Raw genomic sequence first — 15826 nt, forward strand, 5'->3', positions numbered from 1 at the left:
GGGATTGATTAATGGCAAATTAATCTTGCGATCGCTAAGACTGGGATTGAAGCGATCGCGCCAGTTGACTCGTGTTGAGATAGCGAACGAGTCTCAGGGGCAAACTGTCCCGGCTAATCGTTTTAGCGTAAGCCGATCGCAGGTAGGTGCTGTAGTTTGGCTGATCGGCGACATAGGTTTGAAAAAAAGCAACACTCAGGGCATTCAGGTAAGCACGAGCGGAAGGGCGATCGCGTCCCACCACTTCTGGGGGTAGATCGACCACGGTTTCATCTGCTTCAGGCTCTCCCAGAGTAGAGAAGTGAGTTCCCCCTCGCATCAGCACCAGATATTTGTCAGAGGAGCTTAACCAGGTAAACGGTTGAATTTGTTCGGTCAGGGAAGGGGCGATCGTGTCGGCGTTTCCCGTAACCATCATGACTGGAATCGTGATGTCGCTATACTCCTGCTCGCCCAGCAAACTGCTACCGATGGGGTTGATCGGAATAATGGCTTTGACCCGTTCATCGCGGAGGGAACGGATAGCTTGAGTGGAGTTTAGAGCTTGGCACTGGAGCAGGAGCGAAATATTGAAGGGATCGGGGGGAGGACAGGTGCTCTGCAATTGAGGAATGTTAATTTCGGCTCCAGCTAGAGCGAGAGACGTGTAGCCTCCGAGCGACTGTCCCACAACTCCAACCCGTTGCAAATCGAGCCGTCCTCGCAAAGAGGGATCGACTTGAGAGCGATATTCCAGATGATCGAGCAGGAAGGTAATGTCCAGGGGGCGATCGATAAATTCGTTGAGCTGTGCGACCTGGCTCGTCCGTCCCGAAATTAAAGCTTCCAGTTGGTCGGAGTTGCTGCCTGGGTGTTCTGGCACGGCAACAGCAAATCCATAGGAGGCGAGATGTCGCGCCAGGTAAGCATAGGCACTGCGACCCGACCCCAGCCCATGGGAAATGACGATGACGGGAGTAGGGGTTGGGGGTGGAGTGCCCGCTGCCGTCAAAGGGAGATAGAGATCGGTTTCGTAGGTGCGATCGGAACCTTGGCCGCCATCGCGACTACGGTCTTTTAGGGTTATCGTCTGAGTCTGCCAGGTATACGAACCACGAGCTTCTAGATTGGGAAGCTGGCTGTAGTTAGGGGTTAGTTCGGTGGCGGCTTCAATCGTGGCTTGCTGCTCAACAGCGGCGATCGCCTCACTTGTTTCTTGAATAAGCTCCTCTAACTCCTGCACAACTTGCAGGGTACGCTGCACATCAACCCGAATGCCTCGTCCCGGAAAGTGGCGCAAAATGTTCAGTGGGGTTAACCCTCCGCCTGCTTCGTCAGCTGCTGCCAAAATCAGGGCGGCTCGAATCGCGTAAAATCCGGGTTCGCGTGCCTCCGTCTGAATCAACTCCCCCAACTGTTCTAAAATGAATTCGCCTTGAGAGGTATAGAGAAACTGGGAAATGGCAACGACATCAATATCGATGGCGGCTGGGCTATCCAGTAGGGTCTGGAGCTGTTCTAAGCTTTCTGGGGTGGCGTAGGCAGTATACGCTCGCAGATCGTCTTCAATCCGCCCCTCGGTTGCATAAATTTCTAACGATTTGACAGAGACTGAGCGTTCTAGCAAGCCATAGGAAATGTAAATTCGCTCTGCACTCAGGGCAGGGGTAGCGGTTAACAAAGCTGTCAGACTCGAAAGACCCAGGGTTAGATGGAACCAACTTTTAGAAACAAGGCCAGAGCGTGCGATTGGGCGTAAGGATGAGATCCATTTCATAGGAGGCGGCAATGGCACTACTAGTGTTGACTACATCTAAACTTTGGAAGTTGCCACACCGACCGATTTGGCAGTTGACCTTAGTCCTGCTTTGATTCTCGCAGAAGGGCTAGGAGTTGGTCTTCCGACAACTGGGTGATCCCTAGGGCGATCGCCTTATCTAATTTAGATCCGGCATCTTCACCAACCACGAGATAATCGGTTTTTTTGCTGACCGAATCGGTGACTTTGCCTCCGGCGGCTTGAATCAGGGACTTTGCCTCATCCCGCTTGAGCGTGGGCAAGGTGCCCGTGACGACAAAGGTTTTGCCTGCCAGAGGTGATGTGGTGTTGACAGGTGGGGGGGCTTCCCCTGCCAGTTGCACTCCGGCTTGACGCAGCCGCTCAATCAAAGTTTGGTTGGCTTCAAGGTGAAACCATTGATGCACGGATCGTGCAATTTCATCACCAATGCCGTAGACCGAGGCGATCGCCTCTGGTGTGGCAGCAGCCAGTTGATCGACATCCGTAAATTGCTGCGTCAATACCTGAGCATTGACACTACCGACATGACGAATCCCCAATCCATACAGCACCCGTGACCAGGGCTGTGTTTTAGAGTGGGCGATCGCCTTAATTAAATTCTCAGCGGATTTTTTGCCCATCCGGTCAATTGTCATTAATTGCTCAGCGGTGAGGTCATACAAATCGGCGACCGTATGCAATAAGCCCCGTTCGACAAATTGCTGTACCCATTTCTCCCCTAACCCGTTGATGTCGAGGGCATCGCGACTTGCCCAGTGAATTAATGCCCCTCGCAAGATCGCCGGACAGGAGATGTTGATGCAGCGAGTAACGGCTTCATCCTCTGGTTTAAACACAGGCTCGTTACACTCTGGGCAGTGGGTCGGCATGGTATACCGACGTGCCTCTGCTGGACGCAACTCTGGCAACACCCGCACCACTTCAGGGATGATTTCTCCGGCTTTGCGGACGATCACGGTGTCGAGAAGATGAATGTCCAGTTCGGCAATGCGATCGCTGTTGTGCAATGTAGCGCGTGAGACGGTCGTTCCTGCCAGCTGCACCGGACGCAACTCCGCCACCGGGGTAATGGCTCCCGTCCGTCCCACATTGACACTGATGTTTTCAACAATGGTGGGCGACTCTTCTGCCGGATATTTCAGTGCGACTGCCCAACGGGGAAACTTTTGCGTGAAACCCAACCGCTCCTGCAACGCCAGCGAGTTCAGCTTCGCCACAACGCCATCCGTCATGTACGGCAGGTCAAGACGAGCCGTAGACCAGCGATCGTAATACTCCTGCACCTCAGCGAGCGATCGACACAACTGGCGATTGGGGTTCACCCGAAAGCCCATCTGTCGCAGTAGTTCCAGGGATTCCCATTGGCTGGTGACTGCCAGGGCTGAGGGGTTGTCTGGCTCCACTTCTCCTTCGCCCACCACTCCTGGAATATGCAGCGTGTAGGCAAAAAAATCGAGTTTGCGCTTTGCCACAATGCGCGAATCCAGTTGCCGCAGGGTTCCTGCCGCGGCGTTGCGAGGATTGGCAAACAATGCTTCCCCTGCTTTCTCTCGTTCCTGGTTGATCTGCTCAAAGCTTTGCAGCGGCAAAAAGGCTTCTCCCCGCACCTCCACCACAGGAGGCGGATTGTCGAGACTGAGTCGCAGGGGAATCGACCGAATTGTCCGCACGTTTTGCGTGATTTCCTCGCCAGTAATGCCATCTCCGCGCGTTGCCCCACGCACTAAAACCCCATTCTCGTAGGTCAACGCTAAGGCAGAACCGTCAATCTTCAACTCACAGACATACTCAAACTCCGCCACGGTAGGAGCCACCCGCCGCCACCGCTCTTGCCAGTTGGCAAACTCTTCCACATTAAAGGCGTTTTCCAGGCTATATAGCGGGATATTGTGCCGCACCGAAGTGAACTGCGACGCGGGACGTTCGCCCACTCGCTGCGTTGGGCTATCGGGAGTGATGAGTTCTGGATACTGTGTTTCCAGGTCTTGCAATTCCCGATAAAGCTGGTCGTACACCGAATCAGGCATCGTTGGTGCATCCAGCACATAGTATTCATAGCTCGCCCGCTGAATCAGTTGGCGTAATTCTGTGAGTCGCTGTTGTACTGCGATCGCATCCACTGAGGCTGTCTCCATTCCTTTGCTTCTCAATCGTCAATCGTTAATCGTCAGTCGTCAATCGTCAATCGTTAATCGTCAGTCGTCAATCGTTAATCGTTAATCGTCAATCGTCAATCGTCAGTCGTCAATCGTTAATCGTCAGTCGCGTCTAACACCCCTCTGCCCACCGACCATCGACCATTGACCATTGACCATTGACCCCTCCCCACTGATTCCTCCCGATTGACCACCAACCGTTGACCATTGACCATTGACCATTGACCATTGACCATTGACCCCTCCCCACTGATTCCTCCCGATTGACCACCAACCGTTGACCATTGACTATTGACTATTGACCCCTCCCCATCGACTACTCCCTACTCCCTTACTCCTCCACCCCCTACCCCCCCTTTCCTTGCAGTACACTAGAGCAGAGAAAATAGACGACGACTTTATGGGATCACGTAACGGTTGTTTTGGGATGGTGAAGTGGCGCAGGATGGCAGTGGCGATCGCACTGGTAGCGATGATCACCCCTCAAGTGGCGATCGCTCAGGAGCAGCAGGTAGAATCATTCCCGGCAAATCCACTGGAGGAGCCGATTGAGGATGACCCGCTCTATCCTCGCTTAGTCGTCGATCGCCCCCTCAGCCCTCAAGAACGCCGCATCTTGATCACGGCTCTAGATGAGTTGCAACGACAGGCTGAGGCAAGAGCACGAGCAGGGGATCTGTCAGGGGCACTTGAGATCTGGAACCGGGAGTTGCGGTTGAGACGGGTCTTGGGGGTTGAAGAAGAAGTGCGGGCACTGAGCCGAGTTGGGGAAGTGGCGTGGCGCGAAAACCAAACCACTGAAGTGCGCGTCATCACCCAACGCTTGCAACAGATTCAACAGGAAGTGCAGGCACAAAACCCGGTTGACTATTCCATGCTGTTGACGATCGCCCGAACCTACCAGAAGATGCGGGTGATTGAACCTGCGGTTGGGCTTTATAACGAAATCCTGGCTCAGGCGCGACAACGGCAAAACCGACGCCTGGAGCAGCGCACTTTAGTAGATTTGGGGCAGTTGCATCTCGCCTGGTTTGATTTCACCAGTGCGGCTGGGGTGTATACCGATCTGCTGCGACTGGCACGCGAAGATGGCAACCGCAATAATGAGATTACTTACTTGCGGCAACTCGCCTACATTTATCAACAAAATAATCAACCTCAACAGGCGATCGCCTATCAGCAACAGTTGGTTGAGGTCTATGAGCGGCAACGGCAATACACCGAAATTCCCCCCATCAAGCTCGAAATGGGAGACGCCTACCTTGCCCTCGATCGCCCTGACCTGGCGGCTTCCAGCTATCAAGAGGCATTTGCCGTGGCGCGATCGGGTCAGCAATATGGATATGGCGCAGATGCTCTGCAACGCCTCGCAGATTTGTATCGCTCCCTCGATCGCCTGGAGGATGCTCTGGTGGTCTATCAACTGCTGCTGGATGTGCGGCAGCAGACCTATGACAACCTGGGCATGATGAATGTCTACGACCAGATGGCGCAACTCTATCAAGCCCGTGGTAACGCTCCACAAGCGATCGCTCTTTATCGACGCGGGCTGCAATTGGCACAGCAGATGAACTACATCGGCAAGGTCAACTACTTTAATACCCAGATTCAAACTGCTAGCCAACCCCCGCAACCTGCTCCATAAAAAGGGAATGGGGAGTGGGGAGTGGGGGAATAGGAGAGGTAAAGGAGTAAGGGAGTGAAGAGTTAATTCTACTCTCGTTACCAGCCTCAGGCTGGTAATGCTTGATTGCAGCTCTGCCGCCTCCCATTGGACGAGGCAGAGCCTCATTTCCATTCCAAGTAAACCTTGAGAAGTATAGCTGTGGTCAGAGAGCTTACGGCAAAAGCAATGGCTCAAACCCCAATGCTGGGAAAGCTTTCTGACTCGCCTCTGCCCCATCGAATGTGGCTACGGCTACAACGGGATATAGCACTAAAGACAGAAACCGGGCAGTTTACCTGTCCGGTTTCTACATTAAACTTAGGCTGAATCTCCCTTCTCCTTAAGAAGTCAGGAAATCAGGATAATTAAACACCAACAGCTTTCTTGGTAACGGCTGTCAGTTCGCCCTTAGCATACTTCGCAGCATACTCATCCAGCGAGATCTGCTTGATCTTGCTCGCGTTGCCAGCTGTACCGAACTGCTGATAACGCTCAGCACACACTTTCTGCATGTACTTGATGGAAGGCTTCAAGAAGTGACGAGGGTCAAACTCTTTGGGGTTTGCAGCCAGAGCTTCACGAACCGCCGCTGTGATTGCCAAACGGTTGTCAGTGTCGATGTTGACTTTGCGAACACCGCTCTTGATGCCCTTTTGAATTTCTTCAACAGGTACACCATAGGTTTCAGGGATCGCACCACCATACTGGTTGATCAACGCAATCAGATCTTCGGGAACGGAGGAAGATCCATGCATAACCAGGTGAGTGTTGGGCAGACGACGGTGAATTTCTTCGATGCGGCTGATTGCCAAAATTTCACCAGTGGGCTTACGGGTAAACTTGTAAGCACCGTGGCTAGTCCCGATCGCCACTGCCAGGGCATCTACTTGAGTCGCTTCAACGAACTGAACCGCTTCATCGGGGTCAGTTAACAGTTGGTCATGGGAAAGAGTGCCCTCAAATCCGTGACCATCTTCCTTGTCACCTTTTCCAGTTTCCAGAGAACCCAAGCAACCTAGCTCACCTTCAACGCTCGCGCCGATCGCGTGAGCCACTTTCACAACTTCGCTGGTGACGCGCACGTTGTACTCAAAGCTTGCAGGAGTCTTAGCATCGGCTTCTAAAGAACCGTCCATCATGACGCTAGTGAAGCCATTCTTCAGAGCAGAATAGCAAGTTGCAGGCTCGTTACCGTGATCCTGGTGCATCACGATGGGGATGTGGGGATAGGTTTCGATCGCCGCCAGAATCAAGTGACGGAGGAAATTTTCGCCCGCATACTTACGAGCACCACGAGAAGCTTGCAGGATCACAGGGCTATCAGTCTCAGCAGCAGCCTGCATGATTGCCTGGATCTGCTCCATATTGTTGACGTTAAATGCAGGGATGCCGTATCCATTCTCGGCTGCGTGATCCAGCAGCAGTCGCATTGGCACTAGTGCCATAGGGATTCCTCCTAATTGGTGTGATCAGCTAATTTCGGCTTGAGGCAGACAATTCTTAGGATAATCTTAAGATACTTTCTGCTCCGCAGTGAATTGTATCTATCAATTTCAATCACTTAGTTATTGTTAAGTATAAATGCTCATGAGTACTTTGCCCACTCTATTTTTTATTTTTGCGGCAAAGCTTACTCAAACACAGGTGCCCATATCTCAGAGACAGGTAACTCCCATCCGGGTCATAACGCTGGTAGGGTTAAAACCTCGCCGTTTCGCAAGATTTGAGCATCTTCCACTCGCTCAATATTGGGGCGGTAAACTTCCATCGTTTGAGTTCTGGGATCAACCAGCACGCCAACCTGAGTCTTTAACTGAATAAACCCCTGAATCTTTTGCTGTGAGAGCCATCAGCCTTGATTAGAGTAAAGTGTCTCTATTGTGGCATGTGTACCGTTAGAAACGCGGTTAAAGCGACTCAAAGGTTGCAGTGAAGTCTTCTAATGTCAAGCAATCGGCAACAAAATCTTCCGCATCGCTAACATTCTCAATTTGATATTCCATAATCCGCCGCTCATCATCTTTCATCTTTTTAGATGAGATTGGTGTGCCTGAATATTTGTCTGCGATCGCGTTGAATGCCGTGGCATTTTTGCGCCAACCTTCAGCAGAACATTGAATGATGACCCGCCACATCTTGAACCTTGATATGCATTAGAACGATAAAGTCTGGAATTTATGGGTCGCCTGGGATTCGAACCCAGAACTAATCGGTTAAAAGCCGAGTACTCTACCGTTGAGTTAGCGACCCTTGTTGTTGGAATGAAAGATGGCTCAAAAACGCGCCAATTACCAACGTATCACATCATACAATTCATCTGCACGAAAATCTCAAAATTTCTTAAAAAAGTTTTTCTACAGGACTGTGACGGATAACTTGACGATCGCCTCCAACGTTGCCCCCGGTTCCAGATGAGTTAAATGCTCTCCGGTGTTGAGGGCATTGCGAGGTGCCGTCCACGGTTCAAGGCAATAGAAGTCCTTACCCTTCACCGTCCAAAACACCACCGTTGAATAGACCGAATCGTATTCTACCGTAAGATGGAGCTTGCGGCTTAAATCTGTTGCGCTTGCCGACTGGCGAGTCACGTTGCGAAACGCAGCGTCAATCTCGTCCTGCTCAAAATCAAACTTGCCGGAGTAAGCATCTACACTTTGAGAACGTTGATTGTAAAACTCAGTGCCAGGGATATCCAAAGTCAGTTGCGATTTATCTGTGACCTCAAAATAGGGGTGCAACCCCGTTGAAAAGGGCATCGGTTCACTGGAACGGTTGGTAAATCGTTGGTGGATCTCCAAGGAGTTGCCCTGGAGCTTATAGGTAAAATTCACTAAAAAGTCAAACGGATAAACGGCACGAGTTTGCTCATTGCTGGTCAACTGCAACGAGAGATGAGCACTATCCTGTGTGCCCTGCTCAACCACTTCCCAGGGGAGATCGCGGGCGAATCCGTGTTGTTTCAGGGTATAGGTCTGCCCGTTGTGCGTGTAGGTGTTGTCGGGCAAATTTCCACAGATGGGAAACAGAATGGGAATGCCCCCACGTACCGTCAGTTCTGGGTTCGTAAATCGGGCTGCATCAAGGTACAAAATATCGTGTTCTTGGAGTTTCCAACGAGTTACAATGCCACCGCGCTCTGGCACAACCTCTACTTGAGCTTGGGCCGTTTCATCTGAGAGAACGTAGGTTTTGTATTGCTCTTGCTGAGTGGCGATCGCAAACATAAGACCTCAAGTAACTGATTTTGAATTACCGATTTTGGGATGAAATCCGATTTCCACAAGCGTTTGAGTTGGGTTTCGTTGGCACTCTACCCAACCTGCGGCTTACTAATGAGCTGTGATGACGAACTGGTTTAGAACCCATCCCCCGGCAATGGTTCTACCTCAGCATCGGTCGGCTCGGCGAGTGGGTCAAGCTCATCAGGGAAGAGAATTTCTTCACTTTCTGGTTCGGGCAACACGTCGATTTCTGCCGTTTCTGGAATAGCATCGACAGGTTGAACGGCGTTATCGGGCGTGGTTGCTTCTTGCTTGAGCGGATCGGTGGGCTTGGGAATGGCTTGATTGTCGATGGGAGTCTGCTCTGAGCCATCCGGGTAGGTAATGAAGGAGTTAGCTGGAGCCGTAGTACCCTCGTCAGATGGTGCGGTAATCGGAGTCGTGCCTTCAACGGTAGATGGCTCTAATGAAGCTGGTTCACCTGAAGGGGGTTCCACAAAGGAAGACTCCGGCGAAGTTGGCTTCACCGAGGGAGGTTGTGTGATGATGGGAGGTTGCGTGTTGACGGGCGGTTGGGTTGCAGGTTGAGCCGCTTCAGTCATCGGTTGAGCACTGGGTTGGGTGCTGGGTGGTTGAGCATCAAGCGTGACTGGAAAATCCATTGGTTGCTCAAACTGCGCCGACGCCTTACGAATCCGTTGCAAAATCTCCTCAGCTTTTTCGCCACTGGCAATCTGAGGCTTGTCTTGGCTCACCTGCACAGGCAAAAACTCTAGACGCATCTGGTTTTGCCGCAGCGATACCTTTAGCATAGCCGTGTCGTAGTTGGGCTGCGAAGCGGGATTCTCGCTATTGGGGAAGATGAAATTTCCGAGGGAGTAGGCGATCGCCCGTCCTTTGTAAATTTCAGCCCCCTGGAGGACATCCGGATGATGCCCAACGACCAAGTCGGCTCCCTGGTCGATCGCCGTTCGTGCCAGGTTCATTTGCCAATCAGCGGGTTGCTCTGTCAACTCTTGATTCCAGTGGTAATTGACCACGACCCAATCTACCTGGTCACGGATAGCCTGGATGTCGGCACTGACCTGGTCACTCAACCCCGGATTGACCCCTGCTTTCCAGGTTCCTGCGGCGTGCTGGTCACTGTCTGAGTAGCCCAGATAGGCAATCCGTTGCCCCCGCACATCCATAATCTCAGGGCGACGAGCCTCCTGCTGATTGCGACCTGCACCTAGAGAGTGAATGCCAGCTTGTTCCAGTGTTTCGATCGCCTGGGTCAACTCGGAGTCATCTCTTTGAAGCAGGGCGTTATTAGCTAAATTAACGACATCCACGCCATCCGCTTGTAATGCTTGGATTGCTGCTGACGGATCTGCTGCACCGACAGCAGGTGTTGTGGGTGGGGTATTTAAATAAGCCAGCGTCACATCGGGTTGGGAGATTCGGTTGCGAGCCGCACTTTCTGTCGGGGAGGTTTCTCGGATCGCGCCCAACGCCTCTTCATTACTAAATGCCAGCGTCACAGTTGAGTTTAATTCATCTCCCTCTGCCTCAAACTGAGTGACGGGAACCTGTTCGAGGGCTGTTTCGACAACGGCAGGGCGAGTGATGCCTTCAGCCGTAACGGTTTCTGGCGATCGCAACGTGGAGTTAGCCACCTCAACTGCACAGCCCAGAATGAAGGCAGCAGCGGCAGATTTAACCAACAGGCGTAATCGGGGATTGGTGAGATGATCTTGAAGATTGAGTTGGCGGACTTGCTCGTGCAAAGTATGAGCGGTTTTTACCAGATCTAACTTAGGCAGAGTGGGGAGGAGGGGTTCCACTCGGCGAACCGCGATCGCTTTGGGACGAGAACGTCGCTTTTTGCCCGGTGCAAGCAACCGGACACTTTGTTGCCAGAGCATGTGAGAGCCACCTGCATAGCAGGCAACAATTTGAGCACCCGCAATCAAATCAGACTTTAATTTACACAATCGATGACAAATGAAGCGCACCAATCGTTCGCGATCGGGCGCATGTTGAAACTCCACGAGAATCAGCAGATATCCCGGTCGAGAGGCAGCGGCAACGCAAACATAAATGCCTTGAGGAACCAGATAGGCATTGATCCAATAGGCGATCGCCCGAAAGTGCCCCGCCCGTGCCATCTGCATTACAGATGGTTGATATAACTCCTCAATGGACGCTACAGAAGGCTTCGCAAGCTCTAAATTAACCATGTAGCCAACTCCTCAAGGTCATCATTTCACACCTTCCCACCACCAAGATTGCCAATGGAATCGTAACTTTTAATACGCCAATTGGTTTCCTTACCTCAAGGAATATCTGAAAACAAGGTATTGTCAGTGATTTAAATCACAAAAACAATCGATGAATATCACAATACCACACCGATCTCAATCAACCTAAAAGACGGAAGAATCATTGATAGTTATAAGAGTAGAAAAGCATTAATAATTGGCAAGGATGCATCCTTTCCTATGATCGACACACTTGTACAATCAGCTTTACAAACGGGCTGGCTCAGCGTTGAATCAGAGGGTCTGCTTCGTCAGGTGATCGCGATGCGAAGCTTTCACACAACTGATATGACCGCCATTGAGCGTTTGTATGACGCTGTACATCAGGGCTTAGTGAAGCGAGAAGCCTGTGGCACCTCAGAAGTGTTGCCACTCCCTAAACTAGATTGTTCTACTTTGCAGCCCAAGTAAAGCTAGTTCGTATCATTCGTAACAGAAATTTGCTTTTCTAGTATTGAGCGGACTGCAAATAAGAGATCAAGGGGCGAATTTAATTCGCCCTTTTTGACGTTCTTGAGGATTTATTTGAATGGGACGAAGGGGTCAGGTTTATCCTAGAAGGCAGGGTTGATTACACCCTGCTCCATTGCCTATGACACCCGTGCCAAATTCTTCTGAGTCCAATAGTTCTAATCAGTTTGAAGCGAATCCTATCCCTGATAATCAGAGCGATCGCTTAAATGGTCAGATCGCTGTTCCGCCTTCCAGTCAACCGTATGGTGAGGTGACTCGCCAGGAGAACAGTTCAACGATTATCTCTCAACCTCCAACCCCGTCAAATCCTGCCCCACCCTCTGCTGCATTTATTGTGCTGGTCGCCATTGGGGTCATGTTTGTAGGATTATTGACCAATAGCCTCTGGATCAGCATTGGAGGCACCATTGTTGCCACGCTAATCTCGCTGCGAATTTTGGCGCGGACCCTACAAATTGTCATCACTGAACTTGTCACAGAGCAACAATTGCTCATTGCCCTATTGGGACTGATCGTGGCAGCCATCTGTGTTCTGCGGTTTACCCCCATTGGAGAGCGGTTGGGCAGTTGGTATAACGGCTTAAATTGGGATGCCGTGGGTGCGACGGGTGAAGTCGTGGGTGCGGTCGGTCAAATTTTGATCGCCGTTCTAGCCGTTTATATTGCGTGGCGACAATACGTTATTTCCAAAGATCTCACGATTCAGCAAAACCTGATTACCCAGCAGCAGACCATCGACTCCTACTTTCAGGGCATCTCTGAGTTAGTCCTGGATGCTGAAGGGTTGCTGGAGGATTGGCCTCAAGAGCGGGCGATCGCGGAAGGACGCACAGCGGCGATTCTCAGCAGCATTGATGCTCCCGGTAAAGCCAAGGTGATTCGGTTTTTGTCCCGTTCTCGATTGCTTACCCCTTTGAAGCGCGATCGCCTGCTTGGTCGTGCCATCCTGGATGGTTCAGGTGGCTATCAAGAAGATCGAGATTTTGGGGTACGGGTGATTGATCTGGGGGTGATGTTGGCTGAGTCAAATTTGGCAGGCACTGACCTGCGTTGGACTGACCTGAGTGACGCGAATTTGATTCGTGCCAATTTGAACGGATGCAGTTTGGTCAAAGCCAATCTAGCCCGTACGGTTCTAGTCGATGCTAACCTGTCCGGGGCTGACATTATGGGAGCCACACTATTTTACGGTTCTGCGGACACCGCCACACCCCGCAGTCGGGCTGATATTCCCGATTACACGACGGGTGCCCACACTGGTGCGGTGGTCGAAAATGCAGATCTCACCAGCGTCCAACGGATCTCGAATGAGCAGCGATATTATTGCTGTGCTTGGGGAGGTTCAAAAACGAGAGCCACTATTCCCGGTGGGTGTGAGGGAATTCCGAATCGTTTAGGACGATAGGAAATAGGTAGAAGAAAGAAGAGAGAAGAGGGAAGAGAGAAAAAAGAAGAGAGAAGAGAGAAGGCAGAAAATAGAAGAGAGAAGATAGAAGAGAGAAGGCAAAAAAGAAGGGTGAATGGTGAGAGCAAAGATTTGCTATTCCCCATTCCCCACTCCCAACACCTTATCTTGTCCGGAAATTGCGCCGACGCATCAGAAACTCTGGCAGATCAATTTTGCTAAAGCGAGGCGATGGAAGGGCAGAGAGGGGTTCTGGTTCAGAGGTTTGATCGCTGCCGACCCACTGCAATAGGGCGAGTAACTCGATCAGGGCAGGGGTGACGGGGATATTGGTGTCGTTGTCAGTTAAGGAATTGGGGAGAGCTTGTTCGAGCAGGTCGCTCATGTGGGCCATCTGACGCTGGTGTGCCAGATAGCGATCCTTCCAGTGCTGAACAGCGGTTTCATATTCACTTGCCTGTCGAGCCTGCTGAAGGATTTGTTCCTGCATTTCATGCACGTCTCGTTCCAGGTCGGCTATACGGGTGCCCTGTCGATCGCGCTCTAGCTCAAGCTCCTGGGAGGTTTGCTGCCATTTTGCCTGGAGTTTGTGTTGCTTGGCGAGTTCGGTTTCCAGTTCTTCGACCTTAATTTGAGCGATCGCCAATTCTTTACGCAATGCGGCGATCGCTGTATCCCGTTCGGCTGCCAGAGTTTTAGTTTGGCGCAGGGTCAGCTCTAAAACCTGACGTTCTTCTAAAAAGTGGGCTGCTTGTTTTAATTCGGTTTCTAGCGCAACGATGTGTTGCGTGAGACGGTGAATCTGTTGTTGAGCAATGGCTAGTTGCTCTTGAGCCTCCGTGGGATCGGCGGCAGTATTATCCAACGGTAAGGAGAGTTGGATGGGTGCCTCTGGAGTTGGTAACACTTTGGGGGGGCTTTCCCCCAGGGAGTCGCCCGATACAAGCTCCTGTAAGAGGGAGTACTGAGCTAAGCCAAGGATGGCTAACAAGACTTGATCTCGAACTTTTAGGCTTTGTTCAGAGCGTTGGAGTTGTTGCTTTAAACAGGCAATCGCCTGATGTTGCACAGAGGCAAATTCTTCGGTCTTGATCAGTTGAGCTTCTAAAAATGCTTGATTTTGAATTTGTCCTTTAAAGTCTGCCAAACATGCCAAAGCCTGATCTAGAGCGTGTTCTAGATCACGAATTCGGGTGGTTGAATCCTGCGTTGTAGCAGAAGTAGCGTCTAATGCTTCGACGGGGAAGGGATTTAGCTCCGCTGAGTCCTGGGCGATCGCCTGGTCAGGGGAGGCAATCTGAGCCATAGCATCCAAAGGAGGCTGTTCGTCGGTTGAACAGAGAGCATGAGGGATGTCGGGTTGTGGCATTCAAAACCTCCCCTGAAACAGGCTCTTTTGAACCGATGAATCAAGCAAATAAGCTTGAATCCAGTCTACAAGATCGATTTCCTCAATCGAAACTCGTCACCCAATTAATTCAGAATGCTGATCCCCTGATGCGGTCAATTGTTGTCGTTGCTATCGCTGAAAATAGTTCTCAGCCAACATCCTACTGGTTGCTTCGTGAAACTAGGTCTGCACTTTGGGCGGAACTTCAGTACTGGCACTATTCAGCGACCACAGATACTCAACTGGTAATTTTGCCCGTTGGCAACTTTCCTCCAACTGCCTTTGTTGGCTTAACGCCTTACGCAGGGTGACGATTAGATCGTGGACTTGCTCGTGAATCGGCGACTGATGATTCACCGCATGCATTGTTTGTCGTTCTAAAAGTTGTAACAGTAACTCGTAATGAATGTGAGACGGGAGGGGAATTGGCTCCATCTGGTTTTTGAGTTGAATTAACGGTTAAGTAAGTTTGGATAATGGGTCAACTAACGGAACACGAAGGGGTTGGATTATCCAGCAAAGAGCGTGGCGATCGCAGCAGCGGGATCGGGTTGTCGTACTAAGGATTCCCCGATTAATACCGCATTAGCTCCTGCCTGCTGAACCTGTTGTAAGTCGCTGAATTGGTGCAGCCCAGATTCGCTCACTATAACAATGTCGCGCTCCTGGATCACAGCACTCCGCTCGGCTAACAAACTGCGAGTCGTCTCAAGATCGACTGCAAACGTTTCTAAGTTGCGGTTGTTGATCCCCAACAGGGCGACTGTCTCAAGTGCCAGTACTCGATCCAGCTCTTCTAAAGTATGCACTTCGATTAAGGCTGTCATCCCCAAAGAGGTAGCAATCTTTAAAAAATATTGCAGATCCTTATCCGAGAGAATAGCGGCAATGAGAAGCACCGCATCGGCTCCATTTGCCCGTGCCAGGTAGATTTGGTAGGGATAGATGACAAAATCCTTACACAACAAAGGCACATCCACAGCCTGACGAATCTCGCGCAGGTAGACAAAACTGCCCTGAAAGAACCGTTGATCGGTCAAGACTGAAATACAAGCAGCACCAGCCGACTCATAAGCCTGGGCGATCGCCACGGGGTCAAAGTCAGCCCGAATCACCCCTTTGCTAGGGGATGCTTTCTTAACTTCGGCGATCAGAGCAGGTTTCCGGGTAGATTGCTTTAACGCCGCTACAAAATCGCGAGGTGGCGGCAGCGTTTTCACATTATGTTGCAGTTCTCGGAGCGGAGTCCGTTCGCGCATCTGCTCGACTTCTGTTTCTTTGTGCCAAACGATCTCTTCCAGAATGTGTTGTGGCTCAGCACCAGGCATTTTCACCTGATAGCGCAAATTTTCGACTGCAACAGCCGGATTGGGTGGACGACGACGAATTTGCATCAGTCTAAAGAAAAAGAATGAACAGTGGAGTAGATTG

At 51.2% G+C, this 15826-nt stretch carries 15 protein-coding genes and 1 tRNA gene; 4 read left to right on the top strand and 12 right to left on the bottom strand.

What is annotated here, in order from left to right:
- Window positions 1-34: 34 nt before the first annotated feature.
- The 3 genes from H6G89_RS12255 to H6G89_RS12265 form a co-directional block, all read right to left on the bottom strand.
- Window positions 35-1660: an alpha/beta hydrolase gene (locus H6G89_RS12255; RefSeq protein ID WP_242059920.1), complete on the bottom strand. Its 1626-nt coding sequence runs from the start codon at window positions 1658-1660 to the stop codon at window positions 35-37.
- Window positions 1661-1836: 176 nt separating this feature from the next.
- Entirely contained in the window at window positions 1837-3915 is a 2079-nt protein-coding gene (ligA, locus tag H6G89_RS12260; RefSeq protein WP_190506497.1) for an NAD-dependent DNA ligase LigA, read from the bottom strand.
- Window positions 3916-4038: 123 nt separating this feature from the next.
- Window positions 4039-4221 (bottom strand): hypothetical protein, encoded by a 183-nt coding sequence (locus H6G89_RS12265; protein ID WP_190506499.1) that lies wholly within the window; start codon window positions 4219-4221, stop codon window positions 4039-4041.
- A gap of 115 nt (window positions 4222-4336) precedes the next feature.
- Here H6G89_RS12265 and H6G89_RS12270 point away from each other — a divergent pair, with 115 nt between their 5' ends.
- Together H6G89_RS12270 and H6G89_RS12275 are read left to right on the top strand one after the other, a co-directional pair.
- Window positions 4337-5581, top strand: coding sequence for a tetratricopeptide repeat protein (locus H6G89_RS12270; protein ID WP_190506501.1), 1245 nt, complete (start codon window positions 4337-4339; stop codon window positions 5579-5581).
- 180 nt (window positions 5582-5761) lie between these two features.
- Entirely contained in the window at window positions 5762-5929 is a 168-nt protein-coding gene (locus H6G89_RS12275; RefSeq protein WP_190506503.1) for a hypothetical protein, read from the top strand.
- Window positions 5930-5967: 38 nt separating this feature from the next.
- On the opposite strand, the gene fba is transcribed toward H6G89_RS12275, so the two are convergent.
- The 6 genes from fba to H6G89_RS12305 form a co-directional block, all read right to left on the bottom strand.
- On the bottom strand, window positions 5968-7047 hold the full coding sequence (fba, locus tag H6G89_RS12280; RefSeq protein WP_190506505.1) for a class II fructose-bisphosphate aldolase: 1080 nt from the start codon (window positions 7045-7047) through the stop codon (window positions 5968-5970).
- 236 nt (window positions 7048-7283) lie between these two features.
- Window positions 7284-7433, bottom strand: a complete 150-nt coding sequence (locus H6G89_RS12285; protein ID WP_190506806.1) for a Uma2 family endonuclease — start codon at window positions 7431-7433, stop codon at window positions 7284-7286.
- A 76-nt stretch (window positions 7434-7509) separates the two neighbouring features.
- Window positions 7510-7737, bottom strand: a complete 228-nt coding sequence (locus H6G89_RS12290; RefSeq protein ID WP_190506508.1) for a hypothetical protein — start codon at window positions 7735-7737, stop codon at window positions 7510-7512.
- Between the two features lie 43 nt (window positions 7738-7780).
- Window positions 7781-7852, bottom strand: a tRNA-Lys gene (locus H6G89_RS12295).
- A gap of 104 nt (window positions 7853-7956) precedes the next feature.
- A complete protein-coding gene (locus tag H6G89_RS12300) occupies window positions 7957-8826 on the bottom strand; it encodes an aldose epimerase family protein (protein ID WP_190506510.1) in 870 nt (289 codons plus the stop codon).
- A 131-nt stretch (window positions 8827-8957) separates the two neighbouring features.
- Window positions 8958-11045 carry a CapA family protein gene (locus H6G89_RS12305; protein WP_190506512.1) on the bottom strand — a complete coding sequence of 696 codons (2088 nt, stop codon included), beginning with the start codon at window positions 11043-11045 and terminating at the stop codon, window positions 8958-8960.
- Window positions 11046-11306: 261 nt separating this feature from the next.
- Here H6G89_RS12305 and H6G89_RS12310 point away from each other — a divergent pair, with 261 nt between their 5' ends.
- Together H6G89_RS12310 and H6G89_RS12315 are read left to right on the top strand one after the other, a co-directional pair.
- A complete protein-coding gene (locus H6G89_RS12310) occupies window positions 11307-11537 on the top strand; it encodes a hypothetical protein (protein WP_190506514.1) in 231 nt (76 codons plus the stop codon).
- A gap of 181 nt (window positions 11538-11718) precedes the next feature.
- Window positions 11719-13005 (top strand): pentapeptide repeat-containing protein, encoded by a 1287-nt coding sequence (locus H6G89_RS12315; protein WP_190506516.1) that lies wholly within the window; start codon window positions 11719-11721, stop codon window positions 13003-13005.
- 163 nt (window positions 13006-13168) lie between these two features.
- On the opposite strand, the gene H6G89_RS12320 is transcribed toward H6G89_RS12315, so the two are convergent.
- From H6G89_RS12320 to trpC, 3 genes are all read right to left on the bottom strand, one after another.
- On the bottom strand, window positions 13169-14374 hold the full coding sequence (locus H6G89_RS12320) for a hypothetical protein (protein WP_190506518.1): 1206 nt from the start codon (window positions 14372-14374) through the stop codon (window positions 13169-13171).
- A gap of 201 nt (window positions 14375-14575) precedes the next feature.
- Complete coding sequence (locus tag H6G89_RS12325) at window positions 14576-14830, bottom strand: DUF5340 domain-containing protein (RefSeq protein ID WP_190506520.1); 255 nt, start codon at window positions 14828-14830, stop codon at window positions 14576-14578.
- A gap of 74 nt (window positions 14831-14904) precedes the next feature.
- Window positions 14905-15792 carry an indole-3-glycerol phosphate synthase TrpC gene (gene trpC, locus H6G89_RS12330; protein ID WP_339384619.1) on the bottom strand — a complete coding sequence of 296 codons (888 nt, stop codon included), beginning with the start codon at window positions 15790-15792 and terminating at the stop codon, window positions 14905-14907.
- Window positions 15793-15826 lie beyond the last annotated feature (34 nt).

The sequence above is a fragment of the Oscillatoria sp. FACHB-1407 genome, from assembly GCF_014697545.1.
Taxonomy (GTDB): domain Bacteria; phylum Cyanobacteriota; class Cyanobacteriia; order Elainellales; family Elainellaceae; genus FACHB-1407.

Coding starts and splice junctions, on each gene's coding strand:
- H6G89_RS12290 (WP_190506508.1), bottom strand. CDS start 7,737: ATGTGGCGGGTCATCATTCAATGTTCTGCTGAAGGTTGGCGCAAAAAT.
- H6G89_RS12310 (WP_190506514.1), top strand. CDS start 11,307: ATGATCGACACACTTGTACAATCAGCTTTACAAACGGGCTGGCTCAGC.
- H6G89_RS12315 (WP_190506516.1), top strand. CDS start 11,719: ATGACACCCGTGCCAAATTCTTCTGAGTCCAATAGTTCTAATCAGTTT.
- H6G89_RS12320 (WP_190506518.1), bottom strand. CDS start 14,374: ATGCCACAACCCGACATCCCTCATGCTCTCTGTTCAACCGACGAACAG.
- H6G89_RS12270 (WP_190506501.1), top strand. CDS start 4,337: ATGGGATCACGTAACGGTTGTTTTGGGATGGTGAAGTGGCGCAGGATG.
- H6G89_RS12325 (WP_190506520.1), bottom strand. CDS start 14,830: ATGGAGCCAATTCCCCTCCCGTCTCACATTCATTACGAGTTACTGTTA.
- H6G89_RS12300 (WP_190506510.1), bottom strand. CDS start 8,826: ATGTTTGCGATCGCCACTCAGCAAGAGCAATACAAAACCTACGTTCTC.
- ligA (WP_190506497.1), bottom strand. CDS start 3,915: ATGGAGACAGCCTCAGTGGATGCGATCGCAGTACAACAGCGACTCACA.
- H6G89_RS12265 (WP_190506499.1), bottom strand. CDS start 4,221: ATGGTCAACGGTTGGTGGTCAATCGGGAGGAATCAGTGGGGAGGGGTC.
- fba (WP_190506505.1), bottom strand. CDS start 7,047: ATGGCACTAGTGCCAATGCGACTGCTGCTGGATCACGCAGCCGAGAAT.
- H6G89_RS12305 (WP_190506512.1), bottom strand. CDS start 11,045: ATGGTTAATTTAGAGCTTGCGAAGCCTTCTGTAGCGTCCATTGAGGAG.